Annotated in this window: 13 protein-coding genes and 1 tRNA gene; 5 read left to right on the plus strand and 9 right to left on the minus strand. The window is 63.9% G+C overall.

Annotation, left to right across the window (positions count from 1 at the left end; all coding sequences use genetic code 11):
- Window positions 1-146: 146 nt before the first annotated feature.
- From ACTJKJ_RS19055 to ACTJKJ_RS19070, 4 genes are all read left to right on the plus strand, one after another.
- A complete protein-coding gene (locus ACTJKJ_RS19055) occupies window positions 147-1,292 on the plus strand; it encodes a C40 family peptidase (protein WP_404932497.1) in 1,146 nt (381 codons plus the stop codon).
- Between the two features lie 144 nt (window positions 1,293-1,436).
- On the plus strand, window positions 1,437-2,879 hold the full coding sequence (locus tag ACTJKJ_RS19060) for a hypothetical protein (protein WP_297384557.1): 1,443 nt from the start codon (window positions 1,437-1,439) through the stop codon (window positions 2,877-2,879).
- A gap of 91 nt (window positions 2,880-2,970) precedes the next feature.
- Window positions 2,971-3,046 (plus strand) — tRNA-Ala (locus ACTJKJ_RS19065).
- 1,144 nt (window positions 3,047-4,190) lie between these two features.
- Window positions 4,191-4,589, plus strand: coding sequence for a hypothetical protein (locus ACTJKJ_RS19070; protein WP_440821384.1), 399 nt, complete (start codon window positions 4,191-4,193; stop codon window positions 4,587-4,589).
- 99 nt (window positions 4,590-4,688) lie between these two features.
- Here the strand turns inward: ACTJKJ_RS19070 and ACTJKJ_RS19075 are convergent, their stop codons facing one another.
- The 6 genes from ACTJKJ_RS19075 to ACTJKJ_RS19100 all read right to left on the minus strand — a co-directional run bounded on the left by ACTJKJ_RS19075 (window position 4,689) and on the right by ACTJKJ_RS19100 (window position 10,932).
- Window positions 4,689-4,883 carry a hypothetical protein gene (locus tag ACTJKJ_RS19075; RefSeq protein ID WP_440821385.1) on the minus strand — a complete coding sequence of 65 codons (195 nt, stop codon included), beginning with the start codon at window positions 4,881-4,883 and terminating at the stop codon, window positions 4,689-4,691.
- Window positions 4,884-5,140: 257 nt separating this feature from the next.
- Window positions 5,141-6,211 (minus strand): hypothetical protein, encoded by a 1,071-nt coding sequence (locus ACTJKJ_RS19080; protein ID WP_440821386.1) that lies wholly within the window; start codon window positions 6,209-6,211, stop codon window positions 5,141-5,143.
- Between the two features lie 91 nt (window positions 6,212-6,302).
- Window positions 6,303-6,998: a hypothetical protein gene (locus tag ACTJKJ_RS19085; protein WP_440821387.1), complete on the minus strand. Its 696-nt coding sequence runs from the start codon at window positions 6,996-6,998 to the stop codon at window positions 6,303-6,305.
- On the minus strand, window positions 6,991-9,012 hold the full coding sequence (locus ACTJKJ_RS19090; protein WP_440821388.1) for an AAA family ATPase: 2,022 nt from the start codon (window positions 9,010-9,012) through the stop codon (window positions 6,991-6,993). Before ACTJKJ_RS19090 ends, ACTJKJ_RS19085 begins: the two co-directional genes overlap by 8 nt.
- Before the next feature lie 157 nt (window positions 9,013-9,169).
- Window positions 9,170-9,817, minus strand: a complete 648-nt coding sequence (locus tag ACTJKJ_RS19095; RefSeq protein WP_440821389.1) for a hypothetical protein — start codon at window positions 9,815-9,817, stop codon at window positions 9,170-9,172.
- A 152-nt stretch (window positions 9,818-9,969) separates the two neighbouring features.
- Window positions 9,970-10,932 (minus strand): hypothetical protein, encoded by a 963-nt coding sequence (locus ACTJKJ_RS19100; RefSeq protein ID WP_440821390.1) that lies wholly within the window; start codon window positions 10,930-10,932, stop codon window positions 9,970-9,972.
- A gap of 66 nt (window positions 10,933-10,998) precedes the next feature.
- Between ACTJKJ_RS19100 and ACTJKJ_RS19105 the strand changes: the two genes are divergently transcribed.
- Window positions 10,999-12,339 (plus strand): SAM-dependent methyltransferase, encoded by a 1,341-nt coding sequence (locus ACTJKJ_RS19105; protein ID WP_440821391.1) that lies wholly within the window; start codon window positions 10,999-11,001, stop codon window positions 12,337-12,339.
- Here the strand turns inward: ACTJKJ_RS19105 and ACTJKJ_RS19110 are convergent.
- Genes ACTJKJ_RS19110 through ACTJKJ_RS19120 form a run of 3 tightly spaced genes read right to left on the minus strand, consistent with a single transcriptional unit; the run spans window position 12,329 to window position 16,136 of the window.
- Window positions 12,329-13,423, minus strand: coding sequence for a hypothetical protein (locus tag ACTJKJ_RS19110; RefSeq protein ID WP_440821392.1), 1,095 nt, complete (start codon window positions 13,421-13,423; stop codon window positions 12,329-12,331). The genes ACTJKJ_RS19105 and ACTJKJ_RS19110 overlap by 11 nt on opposite strands.
- Window positions 13,420-14,070 (minus strand): hypothetical protein, encoded by a 651-nt coding sequence (locus tag ACTJKJ_RS19115; protein WP_440821393.1) that lies wholly within the window; start codon window positions 14,068-14,070, stop codon window positions 13,420-13,422. Before ACTJKJ_RS19115 ends, ACTJKJ_RS19110 begins: the two co-directional genes overlap by 4 nt.
- Complete coding sequence (locus ACTJKJ_RS19120) at window positions 14,067-16,136, minus strand: hypothetical protein (protein ID WP_440821394.1); 2,070 nt, start codon at window positions 16,134-16,136, stop codon at window positions 14,067-14,069. Before ACTJKJ_RS19120 ends, ACTJKJ_RS19115 begins: the two co-directional genes overlap by 4 nt.
- Window positions 16,137-16,268: the final 132 nt, after the last annotated feature.

The following is a 16,268-nucleotide window of genomic DNA, read 5'->3' on the forward strand; positions in this document are numbered from 1 at the left end:
GCCCGGACTTTCCCTAGCCAGGCGCCGCCCCACGGGCATTCGCGCTTGACCGGTACGGAGATGGTGCCTAGTCTCCGCGCCCAACAACGATGAGAACTGTTCGTCCCTCCCGCTCGGCCCCCTCTCGCAATTCGCTCCAGCGCGCCATGGCCGCACTGGGGCTGATCTGCGTCCTGGCCAGCGGAAGTTGCTGGGCGCAACAGTCGACGTCGTCCACCACCGACAAGCCCAAAGCGCAAGCCAAGGCCGCGCCGGCCAAGCCGGCCGCGAAGAAGAAGCCCGAAGCGAAGACCGCGAAGACCGCCAAGGCCTCGAAGGACACGAAGGCCGCCAAGCCGGTCGCGTCGAAGAACGGCGCCAAGGATTCCAAGGCCAAGGCCGACGACGACAAGGCGTCGACCGCCGCGGAAGCCGTCACGGACAAGGCCGTCGCGGCCAAACCGGAGGCGAAGGTCGCGGAAAAGACCGCAGACAAAGCCGCAGAGAAGACTTCGGAGAAAACCGCGCCGGCCAGGTCCGAGGCGAAGACGCCGGACGCCAAGGCCGATGCCCGCGCCGAAGCCGCGCCGCCGGCCGGCACGATGATGGGCGCCTACGGCCAGAGCCTGATGCGCACGCCGGCAGGCACCGCCGCCGCCACGACCGCCGTCGCCGGCGCGACCGCGGCGCTGGTCGCCGCCGCACCGGCAACACCTGCCCCCGTCGCCACCACCAACGCGTCCGCGCTGCCACCCACCGCCTTGATGGGCGCCGCGGTCGGCAATGCCAACGCCAATGCCAGCGACTCGGTCGCCCGCTTCCTGCAGCAGCGCGGCATCGTCGCGCAGGCGCAGCAGCTGTCGCCGAGCGCCGATCCGGCCGCGCCGGGCCTGCTGAACCAGGTGCGCGACAAGGCCTCCGACCTGGTCCTGTCGGCGATGAATTTCCTGGGCGTGCCGTACAAGCGCGGCGGCAACTCGGTCAGCAACGGCTTCGATTGCAGCGGCTTCACCCGCCACATCTTCGAGATGAGCGTGGGCCTGGTGCTGCCGCGCCGCGCCGACGAGCAGGCCAAGCTGTCCAGCCTGGTCCCGATCAAGAAGGAAGACCTGAAGCCGGGCGACCTGGTGTTCTTCAACACGATGCGCGCGACCTTCTCGCATGTCGGCATCTATGTCGGCGAGGGCAAGTTCATCCACTCGCCGCGCGTCGGCGGCGCGGTCCGCGTCGAGGACATGCGCGAGGCCTACTGGGCCAAACGCTTCACCGGCGCCCGTCGCGCCGACCTGAACCAGGCCAACGCGGGCACCTGAGCCCGCTCGCGCCGCAGCCGCCGTGGTCACGGCGGTCTTCGCGCCGCGCCCCTCGCGACGACACCTCTCCGAAGGCAAGCCCTGACACGGCGCCCTGGGGATCCCGGCTATGCTGCGCCCCAGCGCCGACCGCCGCGATCCACCTTGTCCGCCGTCCTCGATCCCGCCTCGACACCGCTGCTGCGAGCACCCGACCAGATGGGGCAGGCCCTGCTGCTGGCCGTGCTGCTGCACGTGCTGGTGCTGCTGGTCGTGGGCAATGCGCCGGGCGGCGCCGCCAAGCCCGGCGAAGGCGTCTGGGGCCCGCTGAACGTGCGCCTGCAGGGCGACCGCTACGAGCCGGGCTCCGGCGCGCCCGCGGTCGTGCTGCCCGAGCGGGGCCCGGTCGGCGATGCGAAGCAGCCGCGCTCCGGCGGCGCGGTCCGGGAGACGCCACCGACGCCCGAGCAGCGAAAGGCCCCGGGCGCCGCTCGCCAAGGCCAGTGGCGCCAACAGCCCGGCGATGAATTGACGGAGGACGCTCCCGCGGATCGCAGCGCACCGCCGGCGGCAACGACGCCGACGCCAAAGCCCGCTCCGACACCGACACCTGCCCCACCGCCGCCCACGCTCACGACGCCCGCACCGACTCCGGCGCGGGTGCCGGCGCCCTCGCCCACACCGGCCCCGCCGCCCGCTCCAGCCCCCTCTCCGGCCGCGGCGCCAGCGCCTTCGCCCGAGCCGGCCCCGGCGATCACCACGCTCACGACGCCCGGCGAGGCGATGACCGCGGCACCGACGCCGATCGCGCCGGCCCGCGAAGCCGCGCCACTGCGCCCCGCAGCACCGACGGACGCACTCCAGGCGCCCTCGCCGACCTTGCAGCTGCCGGAGCGGCCGGCCCCGATCCTCAGCGAGACGCCGACCACGGTGCGGCGGATCGAGCGCGCGCCGATCGAGCGCTCGGCGCCCGCGCCGATTCCGCCTGAACTGAAGGCTCCTGCCGAACTGCCGCCCTTGACCGCCGCGCCAGCGCCGGTGCCGCGACCGGCGCCCAGCCCCGCGCCCGCGCCGCCGCCGACGCCAGCGCCGGCAGCAGCGGCAACGCCCACGGCAACGGCACCGCCGACTCCTGCGCCAACGCCGACGCCCACGCCCACGCCGACCCCAGCGCCCGCGGCAACCGCCACGCCGTCGGCCCAGACGACGCCTCCACAGCCAAGAGCTGCGACGACGCCCTCGCCTACGCCCGCCAACCGCGTCTCGCTGGACGGCTCGACCACGGCGACGACGACGCAGCCCAGCGTCGGCGCGCCGGACGCTGGCGCGCGCGTGGGCCACGACGTGGCGACGCCCGCCTCGACGCCGCCGAACGCCCCGAAGCTGAACCTCGACATGAATCCATCGCGCGGCCCGATGCGGCCGCGCGGCTCGCCGTCCGGCGTGATCCAGGCGCTGCCCAAGCCGCCCGAGGACAAGGACCCGCTGGCCGAGGAGATGCGCAAGGCTGGGCAGCAGGACTGCCGCAAGGCTTACGCGGACAAGGGGCTGCTGGCAGTCGTCCCGCTGGTCCGCGACGCCGCGCGCGACAAGGGGTGTCGCTGGTGATCTCCGCAACCAGCGGCGGTGCGAATGCCGCGCCGCTCCCCGCCCACTTGCAGTGGGCGCTGGAATCTCTGCTATAGTCCGAGTCTTCGTTGGGGGGGTAGCTCAGCTGGGAGAGCGTCGCGTTCGCAATGCGAAGGTCGGGAGTTCGATCCTCCTCCTCTCCACCAACACATCCAGGCCTCAGAGGGCAACCTCTGTGAGCCTCACCTCATAAAGCTGCCAGTTCGGCAGCTTTATGCCTTTCTGGGCAGCACGCAAAGATATGGATTGCCGGGAGGTAGTCGTATCCGCCACAAGCTGCAGCCAAGCGGCGGCAGTTCGCCCCGGAGCGAGCAGTTAACTACGCGTTGGATGCGATGAAAGAGTTTGGTGCACGCAGCGGTTGCCATTCGGCGATCGGTCCGACATGAATAACAAGTCCCGTCACAAAGCTGTCAGCGTGGCGAAAAGAATGCCCTAAACAAACTCTTTGGACTGCGACAACATTGTCCGAATGGGCACCCGTCAGGACCCTTCCGTTCGAGGATGTGTTGTTCGATGCGCGGATCGACGCGGCGGGGAGCCGCTCATGCGGTTAAACGTACGGCGTTTCTTTAGCTCCAATGCCTTGGTTAGCTAGCCAGCTAAACGTGCCTAAATCGCTAAGGAAGTATGAGCGGCGGTCGTCGGCCAAGCCAAAGAAGAGACGCTCAACGCTTCACTGGTCCGCTGAGGGAAGCGGGTTAGCCTGTTTCGGCTTCGATCCATGTCAGTGCCTGTCGCCCCCCTCCTGCAGCTTGAGGCGAGCTGGGTCGGCGCTCCTAGAGGGGCATTCAGCTTCGGCTGCGCACGTCGCCGAACTCGGAGTTCAGCGTCACCAAAATACGCAGCGGCCCTTCACCGTCATGGCAGGTTCGGAATGCGCGTTTCACTATGGCGAGGGAGAGCGCTGCCTGCAGCATGCGTCTCGACTAGTGAGCGCAACAGCTCGTGGCGTTCCTGCCACCCACTCGCTAACATCGTGTAGTCGTCGAGCTTCGCCAACTATCCGGGGCCGTCGGCATCCGCCCCCCCCCTCTGCAGGGGGCATATCTTTTCGAGGCATCGTTCCTGGTGCGGCGCCACCTCTGTCCCGCTCCTTCGCGACCGGCGCTCTACGCCATCCATGAGTTCCAGGGTGACAGAGCCGGCACCACGCGGCACCGCCAGGCCGAACTGGCAGAGGGAAAATCGCCGGCAGCGAGAGGAGTGAAGATGCGTAGCCCTTCGAATGCGGATGCGTCGCGTGGCCCGACCGCCCCGGCCCTCCTGTACCAGGATCCCATGCTTCCCATGAGCGCCGCTGAAATCGGCGCAGCGCTCGGCGGCATAGGCGAAGACGCTGTCCGTGCCCACGAGCAGTCGCGAGAGCTGTTCTCGATCATTCGCCCGGGGCGTGGTCGCCAGCATGAGTACCCAGGGTTCCAGACATGGCCTTCTGTGACCAGCGCCGGACTAAAGCACGTGCTCGATGCCCTCCGATCGCTGGATGCCACTGATCTCTATGGATTCTTCGCCGAGAGGAGCGATCTGCTCGCTGGTCTAACTCCAGTGGAAGCTCTTACGGGTCGGCTGGCGTGGGCGCGCAATACGGAACAGGAAGCTGATGCATTGTTAATGTCCACGCTGCCCGTCCGCCTCAAGGCGGTTCTGGCCGCAGCCGAGGCGCTTGTCGCCCTTCGTGCTGGGTAGCATCGGGTCAGGGCGCTGTCGTCTTGCGATGCAGCTCCGAGGACAACAACCGATCTCTCTACGGCAGCAGAGCCAGACCAGTGCTTCCCGTGCTTGGGCTCAGGCACCGCGGCGGGTCATCGCCATGAAGGCATCCAGCGCCGCCGCTTCGGCCAGTTCTGAGCGTCCGTACCCTTCCCCGATCGGGACACGGATTGATGGCCTCATCTCCGGCGGAGGGTTGAAGATGAGAATCGCAATGAACCCAGTCGCGCCTTGTTCGACCTCGATGTTGGCGTCCCAGCTGTCGTCCATGGCACCACAAACCTCCTCGCCAAGATCAACGGCATGTCGATTGCGTGCAGCAAGATGAGCATTTTCGCCGCATGCCCGCCGCTTGGGCGGTGCTCGGCGCCGGACTAGCTGAGCAACGGATCGAACCTGTCGGCGGCGGTCGGCCCTTGCGGCGCACGGCGTTCGCCTCATTAAATGTTTGTTTGCATCTACTGATGGAATTGACATCCTCGAGGTCCGGCTTCTCAACCCCGCGACAGGCCCGTTAGCGCCCGTCTTCACTTCACTGTGATTACCGTCTTGCGCGCCACGGTCTTGGTGGCAACGGAAGCCAACGCGGTTGACGTGGGCGCAACCACTGATGGTCCGGGGCCCGAAGGAACGCTCTTCGGCTTCCTAGGCTTTTTGGCCTTCGGGACCGCCATGGGTAGCACTTTGAGTAGAACGCCCTTCTCAGCCGCGTCAGGCGCTAGGCTCGGCATGGGATCGCCCTTGTCGCGGCGGGCGTCATAGATGCATGCGAAGGCAGCGTCGGTGTCGCGGGTCTTGGTCTTGTAGTCGTGCGCCTGCTGGATGCCCTTGTGGGCCCACTTGAGATTGTCCGTGGGGCTGTCGTCGGGCTTGAGTACTTTCAGCTCAATCATCGTGATTACACGACGCTTGGCCTGGTTCGCCCGAGCGATGCGGATGTCAACACGCCCACCCGCGAGCGTTACCTCCTCGTCGACGAAGGTGACCGAATACCGATAGATGCCACTGAACCACGTCAGAAGTCCTGACTGCACATGCAGTTCAGGTTGCGGGTTCAGCACTGAAGGTTGTTCAGTGATGTTCCACATCAGCCGAGCAGTCCTGCACCTATGCGTTGCCAGCGCGTCAATGTGGAACTCGTTGAGTTGCTCGTCGATCAGTGCAGGGGTGATGGAGGCCGGGGACAGCCGCTTCAAATTAATGGCCCTCGGCTCCTTGGCCCACTCGTTGATGTCGACGCCGGCGTCATGCACGAACATACGTTCTTGCGCCATCATCAACAGTGCAAAGGTGCGATCAGAGCCGATATGCTCTTTGATGAAAGCGAACGCCTCATCGGCACCACCTTCGAAACTGGTCTTCATCTTGACCACTTCGCTGAGGTTCTCGACTGCGACTGCGATGCCATCGCACAGGGTATGGCTCGCAGGAAAGACGTCTACAGGGTGTTTGCAGACGCTAGCTGGCAATCCGCTGTCGACCCGTGGCGACTCTGAATACATCACCAACAGTGCCTGATTCAGGTGGATACGCCCGGCCGCTATTGACTTCTCGTTGGCCTCGATCCAGTCGTTGAAGTACCCGAGCAACGCTTGCAAGAACCGATCTTGCGGTGTCCCGGAAACCTGGACAAGGTTCCGCTCGAGCCCCTTTAAATCGGAGCGCTGCAGTCCGGACTGTCTTGGCATGTCAGGCAGCTTTCCGCATCAGCAGCCGTTGGTAGGCGGTCAGCACATCGCGTCGATTGACCAACGTCCTCTCCGCCAGATACTCCCGGATCTCGCGCAGGCCGGTGAGCGTCGGCGTCACCTGATCCTCGGGCGACTCCTCAGTGAAAAGGACCATGCCAGGCCGCCGAAGAGCTTGCTGGTAGGTCAAGTCCTGTTCGAAGACCTTATCGAGCCGGCGGCGGCTGCTCCGCTCCCGTGACAGTTCTTCGTGCCAAGCACCTTCCACGGCGCCTAGGCAAAGGTCCAACAAGAAGGCATAGAGCTTCTCTCCAGTGCGCGTGCTGCGCAGCTGACGGCCCGCCTCAATCCCACGCATCGTGGCTCCGAAATTTCCTTCGAACAGAAAATGATCAGACGACACATGCGCCGTAAATTCGTTGACATCTACTAGCCCCGATAGCACCAATTCACCCAGAGCAATGTGCGCTGGCCGGTAGTATGGTCCAAGCGCGGTGCGCGTCGCTCGCCGCCGCAGCGGCTCGATGCCGTAGAACCTGCTGGAAGCGAAGGACAAGAAGAGCAGCAAATGCAGTTGCTTGCGGGTCAGCTGGCCGATACCCGCAGCTCCGGCAGCATTCACGAGCAGCAGCACCCAGCGCGCAAACTGAAGCCGGTCCTTCTCGGCGCGAGGAAGGGGGCGCTGACCACTAGACATCGAGCCTCCGGACTTCGTCCTCGATCAAGGTACGTGCCGCCGCATCCTTCAAGGTTTTGGACAAGGCCGTCAACTTGAGGAGATTGATGAACTGAGCATCGTTGGCGGCGGCCGACGTCCATTTGCCGTCAGCATCCAGTCGGCCCAACAGCCCTGGAATCATCGCTGTCCCGTTGATGTTCGACGTCGCAATCAAGTTCCTGACGGGCCGTGAGCCAGTGGGCGCAAAGCGCCGCATCAACTCTGCGGCGCGCAGCATGAACCAGCTGTCCAGGCTGGCCTCTGGCGTCTCGATGACGAGGGTCGTGGCGCCGTCCGAGCAAACCATGTCGAGAAGGGCCATGCGATACGCCAGATCCAGGAACTCCTTCTGAGACTCCGAGACACTGTCGCTCGTCACGCGCTTCTGCGGCACTGCATGCGTGCTGGAGGTCATGCTGATTGAAAACGAGGGCATGACCACATCACCAACACCGGTGGCAATCTGCACTTTGTCGAGCTGGTCAAAATGGACAGTGACAGTCTCCTGCAGAAACGCCTCCGCGTAAGACGTCAACTTCGAGCGGAACACTTCCTTGAAGCCTTCCATCTGTTCTCGGCCGACAGCGACAAGGTCCCGGTACTTCTTTGCCTCGGCCTTGCGGTCTCTGTCCATGACGTCGAGAGTCGCCCGCTGAGCCTTCAGGTCCGCCTCTAGCTCGCTGGGGACCGGGACCGGCTTCTGGGCCTCAAGCGCCGCCAATGTCCTGGACGTTTCTGCCTGATGAACAGCGGCAAGGCGTCGCGCTTCGATGACGGTTCTGAATTCCGCTTGCAGAGCCTCGCGTTGAGCTTCCACGGCTGACAACTCGGCCCGGACGGCATCCACCGACTCTTCCAGCGCTCGCACCTTGGCCGCGGCCATTGGCTTCACCGTCGTCGTGGCTTTCCCACGAGAAGCCAGTGGGTGGTGGCAAACGAAACACTGACCGTCCTTGAGTTCCTTGGCGACCGAGGTGACTTGGCTGCGATGGCGTCTGCCGCACACGAAGCAGCCTTGACCTGCGCCAAGGCCAGCCATCAAGAACCGGGCCTTGTCGTCCGCCGTCGGCAACGCTTGGGCAATGAACGCCGCGTCGGCGTTTTGCAACTCAGACTCGCGTTGCGACAACGCGGCCTCTGCCGCATAGAACCTCTCATCGAAGCTGCGAGCGCGGGTCTGTAGATCCTCGAACGCCTTCACCTGCGCTGCGTGGGCAGTGACGGCCGCCTCATGAACGAGCCTGGCCGCAGTAATCCGCTTATCTAGGTCGCCAGCGCCGCTGGCTTGGCTTGCCGCAAACTTCGCTTTCTCGAAATCTTTCTCTTTCGGTTTGAGCTGATAGTCCTTGTTGCGGAAATCTGTATCGAGCTTCTGCACCGAAGCGAAGGTGTCGCTGAGGTTCTTCGACAGGGTTCGATCCAGGAGAAGCAGCTTGAAGAATTCGAATTGCGTGGCGGTCGACCACAGGATGGGCAGCCGCTCTTCAGTGAAGAACTGGAGGTAGCGAACGACGACGTGGAAGTCATATCCCGACGCCAGGCCGGCGAGCTTGGCCATCTTCTCGGAGTACTGTTCGTCATCCAGATCGAATGGCTCCCGATCAATGGTGACCGTCGTCAGCTTCATGGTGCGCAGCGACCGGACGACCTTCATCGAATGCTTGCCGATGGTGAATTCAAGCGCCGCTGTGGCGTCCTGGCCAAGGCCCTCGGGAACACGGTCACGAAAAAACGAGAAGCTCTTTTCCTCGACGAGCTTGCGCTTGCTCACTCGGCTGAGTTCCCGCTCACCCTTGGGCCTGTCCAGCGGCCCAAGCAACATCCGCATCAGCAGATTCAACAGCGTTGTCTTGCCAACACCGTTGATGCCCGCCAGCACGGTGACGCCGGACGGAAACGCGAGATCAAGACCAGCGCCTGCGTCGCCCGGATACAGCGAATAGCCGCGGACTCGCAGTCGTTTGATGACCGGCAGCGTGATCTTTGACTGCACACATCCTCCCTGGATGATTGTGGTTGCGTTCGCCCCGTTTCAGTTCAGCTTGTGCATCAGGCTTGTGCGCTCTTGTATGCAAAAACTGGCGCGGCATCTTAGCCGTGAACCGCTGTGCGGGTGCGCGCCTTTGGGCGCGTCCCCAACAGCTTCAACTTCAAGAGACCGGTTGGCATGAAGCACCGAGGGTATCGACGATCAACCCAGCGCGGCCAGCCTTATGAAACACCATCCGACCTTGCCATGCCAGCTTCGCACCGCCGTAAATCTCGGCACCGTCGTCATCGGCTTCGCAGATGGTCCCCTTGGTTTCAATGACCCACTCGTCCCGCACCTGCCAAAGGGGACCGCTGGCGTGCCAAACACCATCGCACGCCGGCGCGCCGAGCACGCGTGCCAACCGCGGGTCGAGATCTTCCGCATGAATGACCGTCGACGCGATCTGGTACTCGACCCAGTTGTCGAACAGCTCATCAACGCTGTCGAAGAACGCCTTGTCGTCGAAGCTTCGGGCCAGCGCGAGACTACAGGCGCCAACCACCTGATTGATCTTTGCGGTTCCTAGCTCCTGGTGCAGTTCGCCAGCTCGAGTTGCTCCAAACACGCGGTCAAGCACGATGACGTCTGCATCGTCGAGGCAGAAGCGATGCGCCGGATCCTTGGCCTCCTGCAGCAAGGCCGCATAGGTGGCATATCCAAGCAGAGCGGCGTTGATCTCGCCCAGATGCGATCGCGTCACGCGCAGACCGCACGCAAGAAGTTCACGGGAAGCAGCGTAGTTGGCGCTGCGGACACAGTCAGACATCACAAGCTCCTTCACTCGAGCGCTGGACGTTTTGTCGCCTCGAGCGCCGTGAGCGGTGTGCCTGAGGTGATGGACAGAAGACTCGATGCCGGTTTCAAGCCGTCCAGAGCTTTGGCGGGCGCCGAGGCCATGATACTGCGCCTCCACCTAACTCATGAGGCGCAGATGCTCGCGGTCATCTTGCCGAGAAGGTCGGCTGTCACCCGCTGCCCCCCGATCTGACGCGGGAGCGTGAGGCGCGTCGGTCTCTGTCGAATTGCAGTCTGTCGTTCAATGGCGCCGAGGTAGTCGCTCGCGTCCACGCCGGCGAGCTGGGTATGGCTTTCGCGAATTGCTCTCGTGCTCAGGCGGTAGCCTTCCGTGGCTTCCGCCTGCGCGTCGATCCACTCCCTCAACAGGCGCCAGGCGGCCGAGGCCGATAGCGGCGCCTCAGAGCCCAACCGGACAATCAATGCTGCTTCGCGGGCGAGCCGTCCAGCGCGAGCCACGCGCAGTCCAGCATAGTGGGTCAGGTGCTTGACGGCGACTGCCGGTATCACAACCTCGTCGGCACGCCACTCGGCGCGCAGCACACCGCTGCCGTCTGCTGCAACCACCAAATCGCGGCCCTTGAGCTGTGCGATTTCTTTCGGGCGGAAGCAGCCCCAAAACGCCAGACCAACCACGCACCGGGACCTGCTCTCATCCTCGCCATCACCGTCGCCCGGATCCAGCAAAAATTCCACCAACCCCGTGGGCATGCGGAAGGCCTCACGTTGATCAAAACCACCGCAGCGCTGGCTGCCGAGACTCGGCACCCAGTGCAGCCAGCCCTGCGTCCAGCAAAACCTGAGAAACGCCCTGGTGAGCCGCGCCGCCTGAAGGGCGCTTGAGGGCCTCAGTGCTTCCTTGCGCCGGGTGCCAACGATTGGCCTCGAGCGAGGCAGATCAGCCAAGTAGTCCAACCAGTGCGACTCAGTGATCGACTGAATGTCGCGGATACCAGCAGCATCGAGGTGCTCAAAGAACCTCTTCGCCTCGCCGCCATAGGCTGCGCGAGCGGCCGCCCCCAAGTGGGCGCCGGCATCAAGCCATCTGTTTGCTGCATGGAGGATTGATGTCCGTTCTTCAGTCATGCGAAATTATGTACATAATTTCTGTCGCGTGGGTAAGATCGCTGCACCTTCAAGTCAACGCCGATTATGCGCAACCCACCCGAGCGATATCTCCAAACGCTGCGCGAGCATTTCGCTCAAGCCCCGCAGTGGTTCAACTCGGGCGCAAACCATCAGCAAGTGGCATTCAAGCCCGCCACCGGCGCAGCGCTTACCACCTACCAGGATGGCAAGGACACTGCGTTCCAGCGCTGGTTCCACTTCAAGGAGGCGTTCTCCCCAGAGTTCGTCAGCGCGGCGATCGCCTCGCTTGGCTACAGGCCGACCCACGTCTGTGACCCCTTTGGGGGTTCAGGCACGAGCGCCATCACCTCGCAGCTGCTGTCGATCAATGCGACGACAGTCGAGGTGAACCCATTCCTTGCCGACGTCATCAAGGCGAAGGTGAGCCCGTTAACCGCTGAGAAGCTGCTATCCGCGGCCGCCGACTTTCACGCGGGACTGCAGGACGCGCCGCCTGACCTGTCGCGCTTGGCCCACCTGCCTGCTACCTTCATCGAGGGAGAGGGAAAGGATCGGTGGATCTTCTCGCATGATGTCGCCTCTCGGCTCTCGCAGTACCTCGCCTGCATCGACGCCATGCAAGATGCCGATGTGCAGAGATATTTCCGCGTCGCGCTGGGCGCTGTGCTCATCGACTGCAGCAACGTGTATGTGAACGGCAAAGGGCGGCGGTACCGTGGCGCCTGGCGATCGAACCAATCAACCGCAGAGAAGCTCGACCTGCTTTTCAGCCGGCAGTTCAACACCTCCTTCGAGGACGTTCTGCGGTTTGAGCGCCGACCTCGTTCGCGCGTGACGGTGATCAATGGCGACTCACGCACGGCGCTCCAGCACGTGGACCAACAAGCAGACTTGATCGTTTTTTCGCCGCCCTACCCCAACTCCTTCGACTACACCGACATCTACAACGTCGAGTTGTGGGTGCTAGGCTACATCGGCTCTTCGGCCGACAACCTCACGCTGCGCAATCAGACGCTGCGCTCCCACGTGCAGATCCGCCGAGCCTACGACGGACCGAGGACGACATCGAGCACGCTCAATGCCGTGCTGGACGCGTTGGCCAGTCGCCGCCAAGCGCTTTGGGACGCGACTATTCCGGAGATGGTCGGAGCGTATTTCCGCGATCTGGAGTTGGTCCTTGAGCAGAGCCGCCGCCTGCTGGCGCCGACCGGGCGCGTCATGATGGTCGTTGGCGATTCTCGCTATGCCGACGTGCGCATCGAGGTCGCCACCATCCTGGCGGAGCTGGCACGGGGAATGGGCTTCGGCCGCGTGTCCACGCGCGAGGTACGCCAGATGCGCGCCAGCGCACAGCAGGGCGGTAGCTTCCAGTTGGCCGAGAGCATCGTCGAACTCACGCTGTGACGGGCGGCGTTCCGGGCGGCATCAGTGGGTACCGGTCCGAACGGTGCTCCTCGTGTGAGGCCGTGATCCAGTAGCGTTTGGCAATCACGTTGTAGGGCGCCGCGGCGTCCTGGATGGCCTTCTCCATCGCCAGCTTCTTGCCGGCGCAAAAGTCGTAGACGCAAAGATAGGCAGCCTCAAAGGATTCGTCATCGCGGTACGCGGCAGTCTGAGCGACGCCAGACTGTGCCCAGTCGATGTTCGCTTTCAGGCTGATTGGAATTGCTTTGACGCTGCCAGGCTTGGGAGTCCTGAAGTCCCGTGTCACCTTCAGCTCCAGCACCGCGCTCGCGTGGTCCGGCTTGATCGGGGTCACGGTGATGTCTGCACGGCCATGGCCAATCGTCGTCTCCTTCTTCACGCGCGCAACATCCGAGAACTTCCCGAGGAGGAAATTCCACAGGTCGTGCTGCACCTCGCTTTCGGGCTCCTCGACGGTGATGCGCTTGGACCGGTCTTTCCACCAAGTCCGAGACTGTCGTGCCGCGCGCTCGTAGAACATTTCCAGGCTGTGATCCAGCGCGGCAAGGTCCAGCACCACCGGCGCGTCATCCAGCTCTTTGCGAAACGGCAGCACCTCGGAGTCCAACCCCCGTGGCCAGATGACCATTGACGCCTCGCTGAGCAATACAACGGTGAGCGAAGTACCCAGACCGGCATCACGGATCGCGGCCGTCACGGTGTCGGTGTCAGTGAGACGAACCGGCTTCACATAGCCTCCGATCTCGCCGGTGCCGACTGCCAACGTTCCCCCCAGCGGATCTGCCGGCGAGCCGCCCAGCATGGGTTTGCTCGCCCACGCCAGACGTGCGCCGACCTCGGCACAGTCGTCTGAGTAGATCACCGCGACCGGTCCCGACAGGCATTCGCCTTTGGCGCGCAGGTATCGGGCGTGCGCTGTCAGCGTTCGCGTCCAGGCGTCCAGGAACGCCTCTTCGGTCCCGGCGTCCGCGACCGACAGTCCGGCCGCGCCGTTTTCCACCACCGCATCCAGGGCGGCCTTCACTGCGCCACCCAGAGGGTTCAACGTGCCGCTGCCCTTCATGTTGCACCCATCGCCCGGTCCAGGTAGTCGCAGTAGAGGCGCACACCGTCACGCTGAACGTCCGGCCGCATCTGGCGCAGGCGCTCGATCAAGTAGCGAGCGACCTCCATGTTCTTGTTGTCAGCGGTCCATTCCGAGAAATCGACGACCTCGCCTTCGACAACTGCCGCGTTCCCGTAGTTCGCGTCGATCGCCCCAATGTCGGCGCGCTCGTTCAAGAACCGCCCGAAGCATGCAGAGACCAGTTCCCTCAGTAGCCGCGATGTCCGCTGGGCCTCCGGCGCGTGGGCCAACATCGCGCTGCAGATGTCAGCGCCGTGCGCGCCCAAGCCGTAGTGCGCCGCCATGTGTCCCTTGGGGCCGAAGTCCACATGCTCAATGACCAGGACGCCGGCGTATGCCAACCGGTCGACCTCACGCTGCACGTCCGGAAAGAACGGATATGCCCCGCGCTTAAGCACCCGGCCGCGGACCCGTGTCACGCCGAAGAGATCGGCAAGGGTGTTCGCGAGGTAGAGGATGACATGCAGCTGCGACGTGGCCACCGGCGTGAGGCCCAGGCGGCGTGCTTCGGCGATGCAGAGCACGACCCACGCCTTCCACATCCCAGCGCCCTCCAGCTTTGAAGATGCCTGGCCGAACGTCATGACTGCACCTGCGGCTGGACATCCGGATAGATCGCCTGGTCGCGCTCCTGCTCGTAAGCCTGGCGGAATCGCTCCAGAGCGCGAGTCGGCGCGGCGATGGAGAGTAAGTCGAGGACGTGCGCGGCGCGGTCCTCCACCGCAATAGTGGGCGGCATATCACTAGCCGCCTCATCGATCACCTGTCCGTAGAAGCGCTGATCCGGGTAGGCGCCGAAAAGCGCCGGAATCATGTGCTCGCGATTGACGTTGGAGGAGGCGATGAGGCATGTCTCGCCAGCGTCACCGGTGCGAGTCGCAAAGCGCCTGAGCAGGTCGGCCGCCCTGGGCACAAAGACGGAATCAAGGCTTGCCTCCGGGGTCTCGAGGATCAGCATCGTCGGTGCGTTCGGAGCGGCCAGTTCCAGCAGCGCCATCCGGAACGCAAGGTCGATGAACTCCTTCTGCGACTCGGATACCGACTGCCCTGCTTCGCGTACAGTGGCGCCGTTGCGATGCACGCCGGACGTCAGCGCTGGTACGAAATGCGGGAAGTTGAACTGCTCCGTGCCGCTTCTCTGGCCAAGCCGCCTGGCCCTCGGGGTGTACTTGATCTCGCAACGCTCAGCGAGGAAGCCTTGGATGTACTTGGCGAAGGCTTGCTCGATCTGATTGGAGACGGCGCGCACCTCCTGATCGATGGCGTTGGCTAATTCCCTGAACTTGTCGGCCAGTTCGATCCGCTCGACGTCGAGCTGGTTCAGCGCCGCTTCGAACGTTAGGAGATGACGGTTCATCTGGTCCCGCCGCTCCATTACGTTCGGCAGGTTCTCACCCAAGGCCTTGAGCTGCTGTTCCACGTACGCCAGTTGGGCGGTCACAGCCACTAGCTCCGCTGCCGTCGAGGAATAGCTCTCCTCGGCCTCCTTCAGCGGCTGGATCATGGCCTCCAAGTCAGCTTCGGCTGCGGCGATGGCAGCGCGCTGCTCCTCGATTTTTCCTCCGGCCGTCGGGTCTGTCGCCGGCGCGTGCCCATCCTCCAGCGGGCTCTCGCAGACAGGGCAGAGATTGAGCTGGAGTTTTGCGGCCACCTCCTGCGCCGCCTCGGCAGTCTTGCTACCGCAGACCAGGCATCCTGAGCCTGCCTCGAAGTGCGCGAGCAGGTAGCGGGCGGGGGCGTCCAGCCGCGGAAAGAATGACTCGTAGAAACGGTTGATCTCGGCCGCCAGCGACGCACGGCGGTCGTGGATTTCCTGGCGACGGTTTTCGATCTGTTCGCGCAAGCCGTCCCGCGTTGCCCCCAGGTCGTTCTTGCGCATCACCAGTGCCTTCAGTTCGGCCCGGCGCTCCTCCTGAGTGCGGACGAGCATCTCGATTTGTCCGCCCTCAATAGTGCTGGTTTGCCTGTCAATTTCACGGCGGCGCTTGGACACGACGGCGTGGACGTTCCGGTATTCGCTGTCCTTGCTGAGCAGTTCATTGAAGAGTTCAACGTACTGGGTGCGGTGGGCGCCCTGCTCGCCGAACAAGATGCTCAGAATGTCACCCTGAGCAGCAGCATCCCAGACTAGGCTGCGGCGGTCTTCTAGATAGAAGACCACGTACCGCAGCAGAAAAACAAAGTCTTCGAATGAGGACAGCCCCGAGGCCGCGACGACCTGCTCTCGGTAGGTCGCCTCCATCTCGGCTGCACGCGTCACCGGGAACGCCTGCTGGTCGATCGACAGTTCGAGGATGTCGAGGTTGGCCAGAGATCTGGTGACCTCCAGGAAGTGGTCGCCAATGGAGAAGTACAGCGTGACTGTCGCGTTGACCGCGTCATCCGGCACACGTCTACGGAACCAGAATCGGTCTGCAGGGATAAGGCGCCGCCGCTTGTCGCCAAGATCATCGTCGCCCGGAACCTCGGCGGGGCCGGCCAGCGCACGCAGCAGCATGGTGAGCAGCGTTGTCTTTCCAAGCCCGTTGATCCCGACGATAACATTCACCCCAGGCACGAAATGGTGATCCAAGCCTGGGCGCTGGTCGCTGCCCACGTACAAGGCGTAGTTGACGACCTTGATCCGCTTTAGCACGGGAAAATTGATCATGCCGTTGCTCCCATGCACCTCGTAAAGGTCGCCGGAGCTGGGGCATCGCAGAGACACAGTGGGCAGGAGCCCGAGATGGCGTCGACGTGCGTGGCGCGCAGGACGAACCGTCGCGCGTGGAGGTGATCGTGC

It is taken from the genome of Roseateles sp. 22389, assembly GCF_052044995.1.
Classification (GTDB): Bacteria; Pseudomonadota; Gammaproteobacteria; order Burkholderiales; family Burkholderiaceae_C; genus Roseateles.

Bases quoted from the DNA above. Each gene is read 5' to 3' on its own strand.
- ACTJKJ_RS19055 (WP_404932497.1), top strand. From the start codon at position 147: ATGGCCGCACTGGGGCTGATCTGCGTCCTGGCCAGCGGAAGTTGCTGG.
- ACTJKJ_RS19070 (WP_440821384.1), top strand. From the start codon at position 4,191: ATGAGCGCCGCTGAAATCGGCGCAGCGCTCGGCGGCATAGGCGAAGAC.
- ACTJKJ_RS19075 (WP_440821385.1), bottom strand. From the start codon at position 4,883: ATGGACGACAGCTGGGACGCCAACATCGAGGTCGAACAAGGCGCGACT.
- ACTJKJ_RS19085 (WP_440821387.1), bottom strand. From the start codon at position 6,998: ATGTCTAGTGGTCAGCGCCCCCTTCCTCGCGCCGAGAAGGACCGGCTT.
- ACTJKJ_RS19095 (WP_440821389.1), bottom strand. From the start codon at position 9,817: ATGTCTGACTGTGTCCGCAGCGCCAACTACGCTGCTTCCCGTGAACTT.
- ACTJKJ_RS19100 (WP_440821390.1), bottom strand. From the start codon at position 10,932: ATGACTGAAGAACGGACATCAATCCTCCATGCAGCAAACAGATGGCTT.
- ACTJKJ_RS19105 (WP_440821391.1), top strand. From the start codon at position 10,999: ATGCGCAACCCACCCGAGCGATATCTCCAAACGCTGCGCGAGCATTTC.
- ACTJKJ_RS19110 (WP_440821392.1), bottom strand. From the start codon at position 13,423: ATGAAGGGCAGCGGCACGTTGAACCCTCTGGGTGGCGCAGTGAAGGCC.
- ACTJKJ_RS19115 (WP_440821393.1), bottom strand. From the start codon at position 14,070: ATGACGTTCGGCCAGGCATCTTCAAAGCTGGAGGGCGCTGGGATGTGG.
- ACTJKJ_RS19120 (WP_440821394.1), bottom strand. From the start codon at position 16,136: ATGATCAATTTTCCCGTGCTAAAGCGGATCAAGGTCGTCAACTACGCC.